The 15458-nt window shown below is 71.3% G+C and carries 14 protein-coding genes; 10 read left to right on the top strand and 4 right to left on the bottom strand.

Features of this window, described 5'->3' with window-relative positions; all coding sequences use genetic code 11:
* Positions 1 to 3 precede the first annotated feature (3 nt).
* From ABH926_RS32365 to ABH926_RS32350, 4 genes are all read right to left on the bottom strand, one after another.
* Positions 4 to 501, bottom strand: a complete 498-nt coding sequence (locus ABH926_RS32365) for an AAA family ATPase (protein ID WP_370369716.1) — start codon at positions 499 to 501, stop codon at positions 4 to 6.
* Between the two features lie 32 nt (positions 502 to 533).
* Positions 534 to 1106 carry a GNAT family N-acetyltransferase gene (locus ABH926_RS32360; protein WP_370369715.1) on the bottom strand — a complete coding sequence of 191 codons (573 nt, stop codon included), beginning with the start codon at positions 1104 to 1106 and terminating at the stop codon, positions 534 to 536.
* A gap of 23 nt (positions 1107 to 1129) precedes the next feature.
* The gene (locus ABH926_RS32355; protein ID WP_370369714.1) at positions 1130 to 1492 is read right to left on the bottom strand and encodes an antibiotic biosynthesis monooxygenase; all 363 of its coding nucleotides are present in this window, start codon (positions 1490 to 1492) and stop codon (positions 1130 to 1132) included.
* A gap of 279 nt (positions 1493 to 1771) precedes the next feature.
* Positions 1772 to 4714, bottom strand: coding sequence for a BTAD domain-containing putative transcriptional regulator (locus ABH926_RS32350; protein WP_370369713.1), 2943 nt, complete (start codon positions 4712 to 4714; stop codon positions 1772 to 1774).
* 227 nt (positions 4715 to 4941) lie between these two features.
* Here ABH926_RS32350 and argC point away from each other — a divergent pair, with 227 nt between their 5' ends.
* The 10 genes from argC (at position 4942) to tyrS (ending at position 14924) form a co-directional block, all read left to right on the top strand.
* On the top strand, positions 4942 to 5970 hold the full coding sequence (argC, locus tag ABH926_RS32345) for an N-acetyl-gamma-glutamyl-phosphate reductase (RefSeq protein WP_370369712.1): 1029 nt from the start codon (positions 4942 to 4944) through the stop codon (positions 5968 to 5970).
* Positions 5971 to 6004: 34 nt separating this feature from the next.
* A complete protein-coding gene (gene argJ / locus ABH926_RS32340; protein ID WP_370369711.1) occupies positions 6005 to 7156 on the top strand; it encodes a bifunctional glutamate N-acetyltransferase/amino-acid acetyltransferase ArgJ in 1152 nt (383 codons plus the stop codon).
* A complete protein-coding gene (gene argB / locus ABH926_RS32335; RefSeq protein WP_370369710.1) occupies positions 7153 to 8064 on the top strand; it encodes an acetylglutamate kinase in 912 nt (303 codons plus the stop codon). The genes argJ and argB overlap by 4 nt, the downstream gene beginning before the upstream one ends.
* Entirely contained in the window at positions 8061 to 9359 is a 1299-nt protein-coding gene (locus ABH926_RS32330; RefSeq protein ID WP_370369709.1) for an acetylornithine transaminase, read from the top strand. Before argB ends, ABH926_RS32330 begins: the two co-directional genes overlap by 4 nt.
* A 3-nt stretch (positions 9360 to 9362) precedes the next feature.
* Positions 9363 to 10289 (top strand): ornithine carbamoyltransferase, encoded by a 927-nt coding sequence (gene argF / locus ABH926_RS32325; protein WP_370369707.1) that lies wholly within the window; start codon positions 9363 to 9365, stop codon positions 10287 to 10289.
* Positions 10286 to 10792, top strand: a complete 507-nt coding sequence (locus tag ABH926_RS32320) for an arginine repressor (protein ID WP_370369706.1) — start codon at positions 10286 to 10288, stop codon at positions 10790 to 10792. The genes argF and ABH926_RS32320 overlap by 4 nt, the downstream gene beginning before the upstream one ends.
* Before the next feature lie 47 nt (positions 10793 to 10839).
* Entirely contained in the window at positions 10840 to 12261 is a 1422-nt protein-coding gene (gene argH / locus ABH926_RS32315) for an argininosuccinate lyase (protein ID WP_370369705.1), read from the top strand.
* A 100-nt stretch (positions 12262 to 12361) separates the two neighbouring features.
* Positions 12362 to 12886 carry a protein phosphatase gene (locus ABH926_RS32310; protein WP_370369703.1) on the top strand — a complete coding sequence of 175 codons (525 nt, stop codon included), beginning with the start codon at positions 12362 to 12364 and terminating at the stop codon, positions 12884 to 12886.
* A gap of 67 nt (positions 12887 to 12953) precedes the next feature.
* The gene (locus tag ABH926_RS32305; protein WP_370369702.1) at positions 12954 to 13571 is read left to right on the top strand and encodes a DNA-3-methyladenine glycosylase; all 618 of its coding nucleotides are present in this window, start codon (positions 12954 to 12956) and stop codon (positions 13569 to 13571) included.
* Between the two features lie 90 nt (positions 13572 to 13661).
* Positions 13662 to 14924 carry a tyrosine--tRNA ligase gene (tyrS, locus tag ABH926_RS32300; protein WP_370369701.1) on the top strand — a complete coding sequence of 421 codons (1263 nt, stop codon included), beginning with the start codon at positions 13662 to 13664 and terminating at the stop codon, positions 14922 to 14924.
* The last annotated feature ends 534 nt before the right edge of the window (positions 14925 to 15458 follow it).

Below are 15458 nucleotides of genomic sequence, written 5' to 3'. Positions count from 1 at the left end.
ATGCTAGAGCCTCTGCTCGCCCTCGCCAACCGGCTCCTCGAACCGGGCGAAGAAAGCGTCGAGCATCGCAGGGGTCACCGTCAGTGCGTTGGCGTCCTCGCGGGCGTTGCGCTCGGTCAGGCGGCGCAGCAGTTCGGCCCGTTCCACCTTCAGGTAGATCAGGCGCCAGCGGCCGCCGGCGTCCTGGACCAGCTTCTTGTACGCGTCGCGCTCCGTGCGCAGCCACAGGCCGTAGTCCAGCACGACCGAGCGGCCCGCCCGGACCGCTTCGGCCAGGCGGCGCTCGATGTCCCGGAGCACCGGTGCCTCGCGCTGCGGGTACTCCTGCTCCGGGTAGTCGATGCCGTGGCGGCCGTGGCGGGCGAAGACCTCTTCGTCGACCGACAGCCGCAGGGCGCCTTCGGCTTCCAGGCGCCGTGCGTACGTCGTCTTCCCGGAGCCGGTCAGCCCGGCCAGCAGGTACACGACGGGCCCGTCCGCCGCGTCGGTGGCGTCCGCCATCGCCGCGTGCGCCGCCTCGTCCCCGGGCTGCTTCAGGGCGTGATCCAGTACTGGTTCAGTCCCGACTCGCCGGGGGCGGTCGGCTCCGTGTGGGCCTCGCGGTCCAGGCGGTAGCCCAGGCGGCGGGGGACCGCGGCGCTGCGGACGTTCGCGGCGTCGCAGTGGATCTCCACGCGCTCCACGCCCGGCAGGGCCAGGGCGATGTCGGTGACGCGGGCGGTGGCGCGGGTCATCACGCCGCGGCCGGTGGCGTCGCTGCGCAGCCAGTAGCCGATCTCCAGGCCGCCGGGGCCGATCCGGTCCATCAGGCCGATGGTCCCGATCAGGTGGCCGCCGGCGTCCACGATCAGCCAGTTGAACGCGGTCTGTGTGCTCCAGCTGGTCTCGGAGCGTTCGATGAACCCGCGCTGCGCCTCGATCTCCACCGGCTCGGTGCACCAGGGCATCCACGGGTGCAGTTCGGCGAAGCTGGCCTTCACGGCCTCGTGCAGGGCCTCGGTGTCCTCGGCGGTGGGACGGCGCAGGTGGAAGCCGTCCAGGTCGATGGTGTCCGGCGGCAGGACGCCTGGCGCGAGGGCCTTGTCGGGTTCAGCGGGTTGGGTCATACGTCATGATCCTTGCGCCGGGATCAGCCCTCCGCAAGGGTTTTCCACTGCCCGTTGCGCGACAGCAGGTCATAGTGCCGTGACTGCGTGTCCCATCGGGTCAGCAGGGCGCGGTCGGCTTCGGGGACGACCGCGGCGTACGTTTCCTGGCCGGCGAAGGCGCGGACGGAGTCCCAGTCGAAGAAGTACATGATGGTGCTGAACTCGACCTCGGACGGTGTTCCGGTGTCGGTCGGGTCCGGGTCGTGCCGCATGACGTCGATCCCGAGCATCCCCGGCGTCTGCTCGCCGTCGACCGACTCGCCGGTGATCTCCTCGCGCAGCAGTGCCTCGTAGGCGTCGGCGTTCCCCGGCGTGGTCCAGCCCCGCCACACCCTGATGATCATGGCGCAATCCCCTTCGTCACCGCGTTCTTGCACGGCGCACTCGCCGCGCAAGCCAAACGCAAGCGTGCCCGCCCAGAATTGGTGACAACCAGGGAACACAACGGGACCTGGTAGGGGAGGGTTCCAACGGATCCGCATCGGGGGCCGCTGGGACCAGGGGGGCCTGAGCACGCGGTCTGCCCGTCGTGGGGCGGCGGGCAGACCGCGGTCTGCGCACGTATACCGGGTCGGCCGGTCGGAGGGGGCTGGCCGAACCGGGGTGTCGTGGCAGGCGCCGGCTCAGGCCACAGATGTCTCGGACGTGTCGGATGCGCCGGACGTACTCGGGGCCGGGGCCGGCTCGTCGAGCTCGGCGATCGACTGCGCGAGATCGGCGGCGTAGCCGTGCCGTCCGAGCGCCAGGAAGATCTCGCGCGCCTCGGACCACGCGCAGCGCGCGCGGTCCTTCTGCCCCAGAATCGCGCGCGCCTCGCCCAGCGCCCACAGCGCGTAGCCCTCGCCGTCCCGGTTGCCGATCGAGCGGTGCAGCTCCAGCGCCTTGTCGATGCACGGGACGCCTTCCTCGGCGCGGCCGTTCTTCGCGTGCAGCTTGCCGAGGTTGCCCCAGGCGATGGCCAGGCGCGGGGTGTCCCCGACGGCCTCGGCCGCGGCCAGCAGCCGCGGGTACAGCTCCAGGGCCGCCTGCGGATCCCCCGAATCCCGCAGCGCCTCGGTCAGCGCGAGCATCACCGACACCTGAAGGCTGGACAGCAGCGGCGTCGCCGGCAGCGCGTCGAGCTCGGCCAGGGAGTCCTTCAGCCGCTCGGCGGCCTCGGCGGGCCGGCCGCTCTGCGCCACGGTGATCGCGGCGTTGATCCGGGCCTGCGCCACGCGCTCGGCGAGCCCGGCCGACTCGTAGTGCGGGACGGCTTCGGCGAACGTCGCGATCGCCTCATCGAACCGCCCGAGCGCGCCGTAGACGATGGCCAGGCTGTTCAACTGCACGCCGGCTACTTCCGGCTCGCCGAGCTCGACTGCCGCCTCCACTGCGGCCCGCAGCGGTTCTTCGAGCTCTTCCACGCGGCCCCGGATCCGGAAGCCGTGCAGCAGGACCAGCGGCAGGGCCGCGGCCGTCGCGTGGTCGCCGGCCGCGGCGGCCGCGGCGGCGGCTTCGAGCAGCCCGGCCGACTCGCGGTCGAACCAGTCGCCGGCCTCGGGAAGACCGGCGAACGGCGCGGGGGAGGCATCCGGGATCCACGCCTCCCACGCGAGCCTGGGCCGGTTCGGGTCGAACAGCCGGTCCGCGACGGCCGCGCCGGCCAGGCACCACGACGTCCAGCGCCGCACCGCCTCGGCGCGCGCCTGCTCAGGGTCGGTGGCCGCTGCGTGTTCCCGTGCTAGCTCCTGGATCAGCGGATGGAACGCGAACCGGTCCGGCGCCGCCGCCTCCAGCAGCGAGACCTGGACCAGGTGCTCCACGGCGGAGTCGGCGTCGAACTCGTCCAGGCCCAACGCCGCCGCGGCGGCCGGCAGGCTGAAACGCTCGCCGCCGATCAGGCTCAACAGCCGGAAGGCACGGGCCAGGTCGACGTCGCGGCCGGCGGCGCCGTAGTTGAGCGCCAGGTAGCTCTCCTCCAGCGGGCCGCGCAGTGCTGAGCGCTGGGCGTCACCTGCGGCGATGTCGTCGTTGTCGTTGTAGCTCGGGTAGGAGGTCTGGTTCGGGTTCGGGTTCGGGTTCGGGTTGGGGTTCGGACTCGGGTTCGGCGTGCCCTGCAGCGCGTCGATCCCCTCCAGCCGCTGCCCGACCGCCTCGAGCCGTGAGACCAGCGAGGCGATGCTGCGTCCCCGCCGCTGCGCCAGCCGCGCGCCGCAGATCCGCAGCGCGATCGGCAGCCCGCCGCACGCCTCGACCAGCCGCGCCAGCGCCGCGGGCTCCGCCCCGGCCCGCTCGGCGCCGATGATGCGCCCGAGCAGCGCCGCGGCCTGGTCGGCGGGCAGCCGTCCCAGCTCCACCGGCACCTGCCCGGCCAGCCCCGGCAGCCGCCGCCGGCTGGTGACCACCACCGCGGCCGGGGCGCTGGCCGGCAGCAGCCGCCGGATCTGCGCCGGGTCGGTGGCGTCGTCCAGTACAAGCAACACCCGGCGGTCGGCCAGCGTGCCGCGCAGCAGCGCGGTGCGCCGGTCGGCATCGCCGGGGATGTCGGTGACGCCCAGCGCCCGTAGTACCTCGGCGACCAACTCTGCCGGACGCCGGGGCGCGCGCAGTCCGCCCAGGCGCAGGAACACCTGGCCGTCCGGGAAGCGCGGCCGCAGCCGCTGCCCGAGCCGCACCGCGAAGGAGGTCTTGCCGATCCCGCCGGGGCCGGTCACCACCACGACCGCCGGCGCGTCGCCGGGCTCGGGCGCCGTGAGGACCTCGGCGACGGCGGCCAACTGGTCCTCGCGGCCGGTGAAGTCGGCGAGGTCGGCGGGCAGCAGACGCGGCGTGGCCGGCCGGTCCTCGTCCTCGCGCAGGATCTCCAGGAACGCGGCCTTCAGCTGCTCCCCGGGCTCGATGCCCGCCTCGTCGACCAGCACCCGCCGCACGCGCTGGTACTCGGTCAGCGCCTCGCCGCGGCGGCCGTCCGCGGCGAGCGCGCCGAGCAGCAGGGCGGCCGGCCGCTCCCGGAACGGGTTCTCCGCGACCAGAACCCGTAGTTGCGGGATGACTGCCGCCGCGCGCCCGAGTCGGACCTCGGCCTCGAACAGCTCCTCGCGGGTCAGCAGTTCCTGCTCGTCCCAGTACCGGACGGCGTCGTCGCGCCAGGGCCCGCCCGGCACGTCCGCCAAAGGCGCGCCCCGCCATAACGCCAGCGCCTGGGTGTACAGGGCGGTAGCGCTCTGAAGGTCGGCGCGGGCCACCGCTTCTCGCGCGCGCTCGCGCAGGTCGCGGAAGACGTCGACGTCCAGTTCCCCGTCGTGCAGTTCGACGGTGTACCCGGAGCTGTGCGTACGCACCCGGTCTCCGAGCGGTCCCAGGGCGGCGCGCAGCCGGCTCAGGTAGCTGTGCAGTGTGCCGGCGGCCCCGGCGGGCGGTTCCAGGTTCCAGACCTGCTCGGCCAGCTCCGCGGCGGCGACCGTGCGCGGGGCGGTGAGCAGCAGCGCGGCCAGCACCGCGCGCTGCCGCGCGGCCGCGACCGGACGCGGTCCGGAAGGGTCCTCGACCAGCAGCGGACCCAGGATGCCGAACCGTGTGCCTGACATGGAACCGGACAGTATTGGACCGGACATGGCCTGGGCAATTCGCTGATTCGCGGGCTTGTTCGCAGGCTTTCTCGCGGGCCTTGCGGAGCAGGCCGGATCCGCCGGGCGTCCCCCGATCGGCGCACTCCCGCGGCACGCCGGACGCGGGCCGCCAAAGCTGGAGGTGCGCTGTCCGGGGGTCGAGACGCGCTTTGCATACAGTTTCCGTATTCCGTATTCTCATGCACATGACGTACACGGCGGCGGTGGCCGGGGCGACCGGCTACGCGGGCGGGGAGCTGCTGCGGCTCCTCCTGGGACATCCGGATTTCCAGATCGGCGCGCTCACCGCGGGGGCGAGCGCCGGGACGCGACTGGGCGAGCACCAGCCGCACCTGGCGCCGCTGGCCGACCGTGTGGTCGCCGACACCACGGCCGAGACGCTGGCCGGGCACGACGTCGTCTTCCTGGCGCTGCCGCACGGCCAGTCCGCGGCCATCGCCGAGGCGCTGGGGCCGGACACCCTGATCGTCGACTGCGGCGCCGACTACCGGCTCGCCGACGAGCAGGCGTGGGAGAAGTACTACGGCTCGGCGCACGCCGGGACCTGGCCCTACGGCTTGCCCGAGCTGCCCGGGGCGCGCGCCGCGCTCGCCGGCGCCAAGCGGATCGCCGTCCCGGGGTGCTTCCCGACGGTCTCCTCGCTGGCCCTGGCCCCGGCCGTCGCTGCCGGCCTGGTCGAGCCGGACGTGGTCGTGGTCGCGGCCACCGGCACCTCCGGCGCCGGCAAGTCCTTGAAGCCGAACCTGCTGGGCTCGGAGATCATGGGCAACGTCGCCGCGTACAACATCGCCGGCGTGCACCGGCACACACCGGAGATCGCACAGAACCTCGGCGCGGTCGCAGGTCAGGCCGTCACCGTGTCCTTCACCCCGGTGCTCGTACCGATGCCCCGCGGCATCCTGGCCACCTGCACCGCGAAGGTGAAGCCGGGCGTCGGCGCCGAGCAGCTGCGGCAGGCGTACGAGAAGGCCTACGACGACGAGCCGTTCGTGACCGTCCTGCCGGCCGGCCAGCTGCCGACCACAGCGGCGGTCCTGGGATCGAACAACGTGCAGATCCAGGTCGCGTTCGACGAGTTGTCCGGCCGGGCCGTCGTCATCGGCGCGATCGACAACCTGACCAAGGGCACCGCCGGCGGTGCCGTGCAGTGCGCGAACCTCGCGCTCGGCCTGCCGGAGGGCGCCGGCCTGAGCACCGTCGGGATCGCGCCGTGACCACCACAGACAGCATGGAAGTGGGAGCCGAACAATGAGTGTCACCTCCGCGAAGGGCTTCCGGGCCGCGGGGATCGCCGCCGGGATCAAGGCCTCCGGGAACCCGGACCTCGCCCTGGTCGTCAACGACGGCCCGCTGACCGCCGCCGCAGGCGTGTTCACCTCCAACCGCGTGAAGGCCGCCCCGGTGGTGTGGTCCGAGCAGGTGCTCAAGGGCGGCGAGGTCAAGGCCGTGGTCCTGAACTCCGGCGGCGCGAACGCCTGCACCGGCCCGGCCGGGTTCCAGGACACGCACAAGACCGCCGAGGACGCCGCCGCGCTGCTGGAGGCCTCGGCCGCCGAGGTCGCCGTGTGCTCCACCGGCCTGATCGGCGTCCGGCTGCCGATGGACGCGCTGCTGTCCGGGCTGAAGACCGCCACTGGAGCGCTGGCCGCCGACGGCGGACCGGACGCCGCGACCGCGATCATGACCACCGACACCGTCGCCAAGACCGCCGAGGCCCGGGGCAGCGGCTACGTCGTCGGCGGGATGGCCAAGGGCGCCGGGATGCTGGCTCCGGGCCTGGCCACCATGCTCGTCGTACTCACCACCGACGCGGTGGCCGACGCCGCGACGCTGGACGGCGTACTGCGCGCCGCCACGAACGTCACCTTCGACCGTGTTGACTCCGATGGCTGCATGTCCACCAACGACACCGTCCTGCTGCTGGCCTCCGGGGCCTCCGGGACCACCCCGGACCCGGACGAGTTCCAGGCCGCCGTCACCACCGTGTGCGCGGACTTGGCGCGCCAGCTCGTCGGCGATGCCGAGGGCGCAACCAAGGACATCGCCGTGGAGGTAGTACGGGCGGCCACCGAGGACGAGGCGGTCCAGGTCGCCAAGGCGGTCACCCGCAGCAACCTGTTCAAGTGCGCGATGTACGGCAACGACCCGAACTGGGGCCGGGTGCTGTCCGCCGTAGGTACCACTAGTGCGACCTTCGAGGCCGACCAGCTTTCCGTGGCCATCAACGGCGTCTGGGTCTGCCGCGACGGCGGTGTCGGCGAGGACCGCGACCTGGTCGACCTCACCGGCCGCGAGGTGAAGGTCACCGTAAACCTGGCCGCCGGCACCTCCTCGGCGACCGTGTGGACCAACGACCTGACGCCCGGGTATGTGCACGAGAACTCGGCGTACTCCTCGTGAGCACCGTTCAGAGCACCAAGGCGACCCACGCGCGCAAGCACGAGGCCCTGGCCAAGGCCGGCATCCTCACCGAGGCCCTGCCGTGGCTGTCGGCCCTGCACGGCAAGACCATCGTGGTGAAGTTCGGCGGCAACGCCATGATCGACAAGGAGCTGGAGGCGGCGTTCGCCAAGGACATCGTCTTCCTGCGCTACGCGGGCCTTCGGCCGGTGGTCGTGCACGGCGGCGGCCCGCAGATCAACGCCCAGCTCGACCGCCTGGGCATCGAGCACCGCTTCGCCGGCGGCCTGCGGGTCACCACCGACGAGACCATGGACGTGGTCCGCATGGTGCTCACCGGCCAGGTGCAGCGGGACATCGTCGGGATCATCAACGAGCACGGCCCCTTCGCCGTCGGCATGTCCGGCGAGGACGCCGACACGCTCAAGGCCGTCAAACGGCACGCGGTCGTCGACGGCGCCGCCGTGGACATCGGCCGGGTCGGCGACATCGAGGCCGTCAACCCCGGCGCCATCAACGCCCTGCTGGACGACGGCCGCATCCCGGTCGTGTCCTCCATCGCCCGCGCCGCCGACGGCCCCGGCGTCTACAACGTCAACGCCGACACCGCCGCCGCGGCGCTGGCCGTCGGGCTCGGCGCGGAGAAGCTGGTGGTCCTCACCGACGTCGAGGGCCTGTTCGCGGACTGGCCGGCCTCCGACGAGGTGATCAGCCGGCTGTCCGCCGACGAGCTGGCCGAACTTCTGCCGACGCTGGCCAGCGGGATGGTGCCGAAGATGGAGGCGTGCCTGCGGGCCGTGCGCGGGGGAGTGCCGCGCGCCCACGTGCTGGACGGCCGGGTGCCGCACGCACTGCTGCTGGAGGTCTTCACCGACGAGGGGATCGGAACGATGGTGGTGCCGGCATGAACGCCGTAGTGAGGACGGAACAGGGACACACTGAGCAGCTCGGCGAGGACGCTCTGCCGGTCGTCGAGCCCGGATACGGCCAGGCCTGGACCGAGCGCTACGGCGAGGCCTTGATGAACACCTTCGGCACCCCGCAGAAGGTGCTGGTCCGCGGCGAGGGCGTCTACGTCTGGGATGCCGACGGCCGCCGCTACCTGGACCTGCTGGCCGGCATCGCGGTCAACGCCCTGGGCCACGCCCACCCGCTGATCGTGCAGGCCGTCACCACCCAGCTGACCACGCTCGGCCACATCTCCAACTTCTTCGCCTCCGCCCCGCAGATCGTGCTGGCCGAACGGCTGGTGGAACTGCTCGGCCAGGCCAACGACACCGACGCCCGGGTGTTCTTCTGCAACTCCGGCGCCGAGGCCAACGAGGCGGCGTTCAAGGCCGCCCGGCGTACCGGCCGCACCAAGATGGTCTCCACCGAGGGCTCCTTCCACGGCCGGACCATGGGTGCGCTGGCGCTGACCGGCAAGGCGGCGATCCGCGAGCCGTTCGAGCCGCTGCCGGGCGAGGTGACGTTCGTGCCCTACGGCGACGTCGCGGCCCTGGAAGCCGCGATCGACGACCAGACCGCGGCGTTCATCGTCGAGCCGATCCAGGGTGAGAAGGGCGTGGTCCCGGCCGGCGCCGGCTACCTGCGGGCGGCCCGGGAGATCACCGCCAGGCACGGTGCGCTGCTGATCATCGACGAAGTGCAGACCGGCATCGGCCGCACCGGCAAGTGGTTCGGGCACAGCGGCACCGGCGTGGTCCCGGACCTGGTCACCCTGGCCAAGGGGCTCGGCGGCGGCATGCCGATCGGCGCCTGCGTCGGCCTCGGCGCCGCGGCGACCCTGCTCGGCCCCGGCCAGCACGGCTCCACCTACGCCGGCAACCCGGTCGCCTGCGCCGCCGGCCTGGCCGTGCTGCACGCCATCGAGCGCGACGACATCATGGCCAACGTCCGCACCGTCGGCGCGCACCTGACCGCCGGTATCAACGCCTTGAAGCACCCGGCCGTCGCCGGAGTGCGCGGCGAGGGCCTGCTGCTGGCGATCATGCTGACCGGGCCGTACTCCGCCGACGTCGCCAAGGCCGCGCTGGACGCCGGGTTCATCATCAACGCCCCGGCCCCCGACGCCATCCGCCTGGCCCCGCCGCTGATCCTCACCACCGCCCAGGCCGACGAGTTCCTGAGCGCGCTGCCCGCCCTGCTCGACGCCGCCGCTACCAACGCTGCTACCAACGCCGCCACCCCGAAGGACGCCTGAACCATGGTCCGCCACTTCCTCCGCGACGACGACCTGAGCCCTGCCGAGCAGGCGCGGGTCCTGGAACTGGCCCGCGCCTTCAAGAAGGCCCCGCTGGAGCACCAGGTGCTGGCCGGGCCGCGGGCGGTCGCCGTCATCTTCGACAAGCCCTCCACCCGCACCCGGGTCTCCTTCAGCGTCGGCATCGCCCAGCTCGGCGGCTACCCGCTGGTCATCGACTCCGGGAACAGCCAGCTCGGGCGCGGCGAGGAGATCGCCGACACCGCCCGGGTGCTGGAGCGGCAGGTCGCGGCGATCGTGTGGCGGACCTTCAGCCAGGCCCGCATCCAGGAGCTGGCCGCGGCCTCCTCGGTGCCGGTCGTCAACGCCCTGACCGACGACTTCCACCCCTGCCAGATCCTCGCCGACCTGCAGACGGTGCTCGAGCACAAGGGGCACCTGGCCGGCCTCACCATGACCTACCTGGGCGACGCCGCCAACAACATGGCGAACTCCTACCTGCTGGGCGGCGCCACCGCCGGCATGCACGTGCGCGTCAGCGGCCCGTCCGAATACCTGCCGCGCCCGGACATCGTCGCCGACGCCGAGCGCATCGCCGCGGCCACCGGCGGCTCGGTCCAGGTGACCACCGACGTGGCCCAGGCCTGCGCCGGAGCCGACGTCCTGGTCACCGACACCTGGGTCTCGATGGGGCAGGAGGACGAGAAGGCGGCGCGCGCCGAGATCTTCAAGCCCTATGCCCTCGACGAGGCCGCGCTGGCGCTCGGTGCCCCGGACGCGATAGTCCTTCACTGCCTTCCGGCGTATCGGGGCTATGAGATAGCGGCTTCGGTGATCGACGGCCCGCAGAGCGTGGTGTGGGACGAGGCGGAGAACAGGCTCCACGCGCAGAAGGCCCTGCTTGCTTTCCTGTTGGAGTCCCCCGCATGAGCGAAGCCACCGTCCCGCAGACCCGCACCGCCCGCCACCAGCGGATCGCCCTGCTGCTGGAGCGGCACTCCGTCCGCTCCCAGGCCGAGCTCGGCCGGCTGCTCGGCGAGGACGGCCTGTCGGTCACCCAGGCCACGCTGTCGCGGGACCTGGACGAACTCGGCGCGGTCCGGGTGCGTGACGGTGCCGGGAACCTGGTCTACGCGATCCCGGCCGAGGGCGGCGACCGCACCCCGGTGGCCGCGCAGTCCGAGCCGGTGTTCGAGCACCGCCTGCACCGGCTGCTCGGCGAACTGCTGGTCAGCGCTGAGGCCTCGGCGAACCTGGTGGTGGTGCGCACGCCCCCGGGCGCGGCGCAGTTCCTGGCCAGCGCCTTCGACAAGGCGCCGATCCCGGAGATCCTGGGCAGCATCGCCGGCGACGACACGGTGCTGCTGATCAGCCGCGCGCCCGACGGCGGCGCGGCGCTGGCCGCGAAGCTGCTGTCCGCGGCCGAGAACTGACTTTCCTTTCAGACTTCACAGACCCCACTTTCGAAACGGCGAGGAACATGAGCAACCCGGCACCCAAGTCGCAGCTTTGGGGCTCCCGCTTCTCCGGCGGACCGTCCGAGGCACTGGCCGCGCTGTCGGCCTCGGTGCACTTCGACTGGCGCCTGGCGCAGTACGACCTGGCCGGCTCCCGGGCCCACGCTCGCGTCCTGAACCGCGCCGGGCTGCTCAGCGAGCAGGACCTGGCCGCGATGCTGGCCGGCCTGGACGCGCTGGAGGCCGACGTGGTCTCCGGGGCCTTCGTGCCCACGGTCGCCGACGAGGACTGCCACACCGCGCTGGAGCGCGGCCTGATCGAGAAGCTCGGCGCCGAACTCGGCGGCCGGCTGCGGGCCGGCCGCTCGCGCAACGACCAGATCGCCACGCTGGGCCGGATGTTCCTGCGCGACCACGCGCGGCAGATCGCCGCCCTGGTGGCCGATCTGGAGCAGGCGCTGATCGACCAGGCCTCGGCGCACCTGGACGTGGCCATGCCCGGCCGCACCCACCTGCAGCACGCGCAGCCGGTGCTGTTCGCGCACCATGTGCTGGCCCACGCCCAGGCGCTGTCCCGGGACGCCCAGCGGCTGGGGGACTGGGACAAGCGGGCCGACGTCTCGGCCTACGGCTCCGGCGCGCTGGCCGGTTCCACGCTCGGGCTGGACCCCGAGGCCGTCGCCGCCGACCTGGGCTTCTCGGCCAGCGCCGCGAACTCCATCGACGGCACAGCCTCGCGCGACGTGTTCGCCGAGTTCGCGTTCGTCACCGCGATGATCGGGATCGACGTCTCCCGGATCGCCGAGGAGATCATCTTGTGGACCACGAAGGAGTTCTCCTTCGTGACCCTGGACGACGCCTTCGCCACCGGCTCCTCGATCATGCCGCAGAAGAAGAACCCGGACATCGCCGAGCTGGCGCGCGGCAAGTCCGGCCGGCTGATCGGAAACCTGACCGGCCTGCTGGCCACGCTCAAGGCCCTGCCGCTGGCCTACAACCGGGACCTGCAGGAGGACAAGGAGCCGGTGTTCGACTCGGTGGACACCCTGGAGGTGCTGCTGCCGGCCTTCACCGGGATGATCGCCACGATGCGGGTGCACGGCGACCGGATGGCCGCCCTGGCCCCCGAGGGCTTCTCGCTGGCCACCGACGTCGCCGAGTGGCTGGTGCGCCAGGGCGTGCCGTTCCGGGTCGCGCACGAGGTGGCCGGCAGCTCGGTGCGCTACTGCGAGCAGCGCGACATCACGCTGGAGGAGCTGACGGACGAGCAGCTCGCGGAGATCTCGCCGCTGCTGACCCCGGACGTGAAGACGGTGCTGAGCGTCGAGGGCTCGCTGGCCTCGCGCGACGGCCGCGGCGGGACCGCGCCCAAGCGGGTCGCCGAGCAGCTGGAGGCGCTGGTGGCGGACGTCGCGGCGCAGCGGGAGTGGGCCGGGCGCCGATGACGCGCTGACGACTTCACGCCGAATGCGTCGCTGAGAGTAGTCTTCCAGCGACGCATTCGGCATTCTGTGAGGCGTTTCTTTCACGGAGGGGGAGTTTGCTTTGCGGACCAAGGGGCGCGGGGGTGATCACGGCGACTGGGACGACGTCCCGCGCGAGCCGTGGTCGGAGGTGGCACCGCGGCTGTGGATGGGCGGCCACGAGTACATCCACGGGGACGGGGTCTGGACGACGGCTGTGGTGGCCGACGAGTTCGACGTCGTCTACAGCCTGCACTTCAGGGAGGGGTACGGGCCGGGTTCCGGGATCGAGCACCATGTGCTGGAGGTGCCGGACGACGTGCTGACCGCGCGGCAGATCCGTGCCGTCGACGAGTTCGCGGCCTCGGCCGCCATGGACTACGCCGCCGGCCGACGGGTGCTGGTGCGGTGCCGGGCCGGGATGAACCGGTCGGGGCTGGTCGTCGCCGAGGTGCTGATACGGAGCGGCTATACGGCGGCGGACGCTATAGCGCTGATCCGGAAGCACCGTGCACCGGGAGCGCTTAACAACGTGACGTTCGTGGCGTACCTGGAGACGGGCTTAGGGCTCTCGGCGGAGTTGTCCGCGCTGTGCACCGGTAGCTGACGGGTCCGGTGGCTGACGGGTCCGGTTACCGCTGAAGGCCGTGGGTGGCGCGTGATTGACTCATCGCATGCCTGTCCTGCCGCGTTCGTTCTTCTCCCGCCCATCTGAGGACGTCGCTCCGGAGCTTCTCGGGTGTCTGCTGGTTCGGGACAGTGCGGAGGGCCGCCGTGTCCTGCGCATTACCGAAGTCGAGGCTTATGCCGGTCCGCTGGATCCCGCTTCCCACGGCTATAGGGGGAAGACCGCGCGGACCGAGGTGATGTTCGGGCCTCCGGGATTCCTGTATGTGTACTTCACCTACGGCATGCACTACTGCATCAACTTCGTCTGTAGCCCCGACGGGGAGTGCTCGGCGGTTCTCATCCGCGCCGGGGAGATCGTCGAGGGAGCTGATCTGGCGCGCGCTGCGCGGCTCGGGTCCTCCGATCGGGACCTCGCGCGCGGCCCGGCACGGCTCACTAAGGCGTTGGGGCTGGGACGGGAGGACAACGGGCTCGACTTGTGCGACGGGGGTCCGTTGACCGTGTTGGCGCGGGAGTCCGCCGACTTCACCGTGGCGACCGGTCCGCGGGTGGGGGTGTCCTCCGCTGCGGAAATCCCTTGGCGGTTCTGGATCGAGGGGGACAAGACGGTCAGCGCTTATAAGGCCCATAAGCCCAAGGTCCGCTCCGCCACGTCCTCCTGAGTCCGGAACGCGTTCGCACGTACGGCGTCCGATACGGCAGGCTGGTGTCCGACACCGACCACCCACTAGCGATGACCGCGAGGGATAACCGTGACCGACATCGTCGAGGACCTGAAGTGGCACGGGCTGCTGGCCCTGTCCACCGATGAGGACGCGCTGCGTAAAGCGTTCGCCGACGGGCCGGTCACCTTCTATGTGGGCTTCGACCCGACCGCGCCCAGCCTGCACTTCGGCAACCTCGTCCAGATGATCGCCGCCCGGCGCATCCAGGAGGCGGGCCACGTCCCGCTGATCCTGGTCGGCGGCTCGACCGGACTGATCGGCGACCCCAAGCCGAACGCCGAGCGCACGCTGAACAGCAAGGAGACCGTCGCGGAGTGGGTCGAGAAGATCCGCGAGCAGGTCTCCCGGTTCATCTCCTTCGAGGGCGCCAACGCCGCGCGGGTGGTGAACAACCTGGACTGGACCGCCCCGATGACCGCGATCGACTTCCTGCGGGACATCGGTAAGCACTTCCGGGTCGGGAAGATGCTGTCCAAGGACGCGGTGAGCGCGCGCCTGAACTCCGAGGCCGGGATCAGCTACACGGAGTTCAGCTACCAGATCCTTCAGGGCCTGGACTACCTGGAGCTGTACCGGCAGTACGGCTGCACCCTGCAGACCGGTGGCAGCGACCAGTGGGGCAACATCACCGCCGGCGTCGACCTGATCCACAAGGCCGAGGGCGTCTCGGTGCACGCACTGGCCACGCCGCTGCTGCTGAAGGCGGACGGGACCAAGTTCGGCAAGACCGAGTCCGGCACCGTGTGGCTCTCCGCGGACTTGATGACGCCGTACGCGTTCTACCAGTTCTTCCTGAACTCCGAGGACGCCATGGTGATCAGCTACCTGAAGGTGTTCAGCTTCCGGTCCCGCGAGGAGATCGAGGAACTGGAGCGCCTGACCGCGGAGAAGCCGCAGATGCGCGCGGCCCAGAAGGCGCTCGCTGAGGAGGTCACCACGCTGGTGCACGGGGCCGAGGCCACCGCGCAGGTGATCGCGGCGTCCAAGGCCCTGTTCGGCCAGGGCGACCTGGCCGAGCTCGACGAGCCCACGCTGCGCGCGGCCCTGGCCGAACTGCCCGGCACAAAGGTCACCGAACTGGTACCGGTCGCGCAGCTGCTCGCCGACACCGGCCTGGTCGCCAGCCGTGGCGCCGGCCGCCGGACCATCAACGAGGGCGGCGCGTACGTGAACAACCGCAAGATCGAGGCCGAGGACGAGACACCCACGAAGGAGGACCTGCTGCACGGCCGCTGGCTGGTCCTGCGGCGCGGGAAGCGGACCCTGGGCTCGGTCGAGGTCGGGGACTGACCCCCGCCTGACCTGGTCTCGAGCTGCCGCTGTGGCTGCCGATCATGGTGAATTTGACGTGAACGGCAGCCACGCGTATAGTTACTAGACGTTGCCCACCAGGTAGGATCAACGCAATCGCGGGATCACTCCGGGTAGCCATTCGAAGCGACAAAACCACCACGGCAAGTGCGACGCTCTGATCGTCTCCTTGAAGATCAGCGAAGCGCCGCAGGTGCCGTGTCGGCGTCTTCGGATGCATCAGGACCCTGACGGCGCCGATTTGGTCGCCGGCCACAGAGTCCGATACAGTCTGGGAACCGCCGAGGAACGGGACATTAAATCCCGCCCGAAGCAAAAGCAATAAAGCACTGGTTGATGAAAACCGGCTGAAATTGCGGAAAACGCAGAGGATCTGCTAAGATCTAAAGCGAAGCAAGACAAGAAAAAAGAAAAACAAAGCAAGACCTGACAACGCCGGGTCGCAGCCGATCGGAACGAAGGTTCCGGGGTCGAGTGGTTCGGGCGTCTGTTTCTTGAGAACTCAACAGTGTG

It is taken from the genome of Catenulispora sp. GP43, assembly GCF_041260665.1.
Lineage (GTDB): Bacteria > Actinomycetota > Actinomycetes > Streptomycetales > Catenulisporaceae > Catenulispora.
Note: the sequence above shows the minus strand (reverse complement) of the source record. Positions and strands in the feature narration are given on the sequence as shown.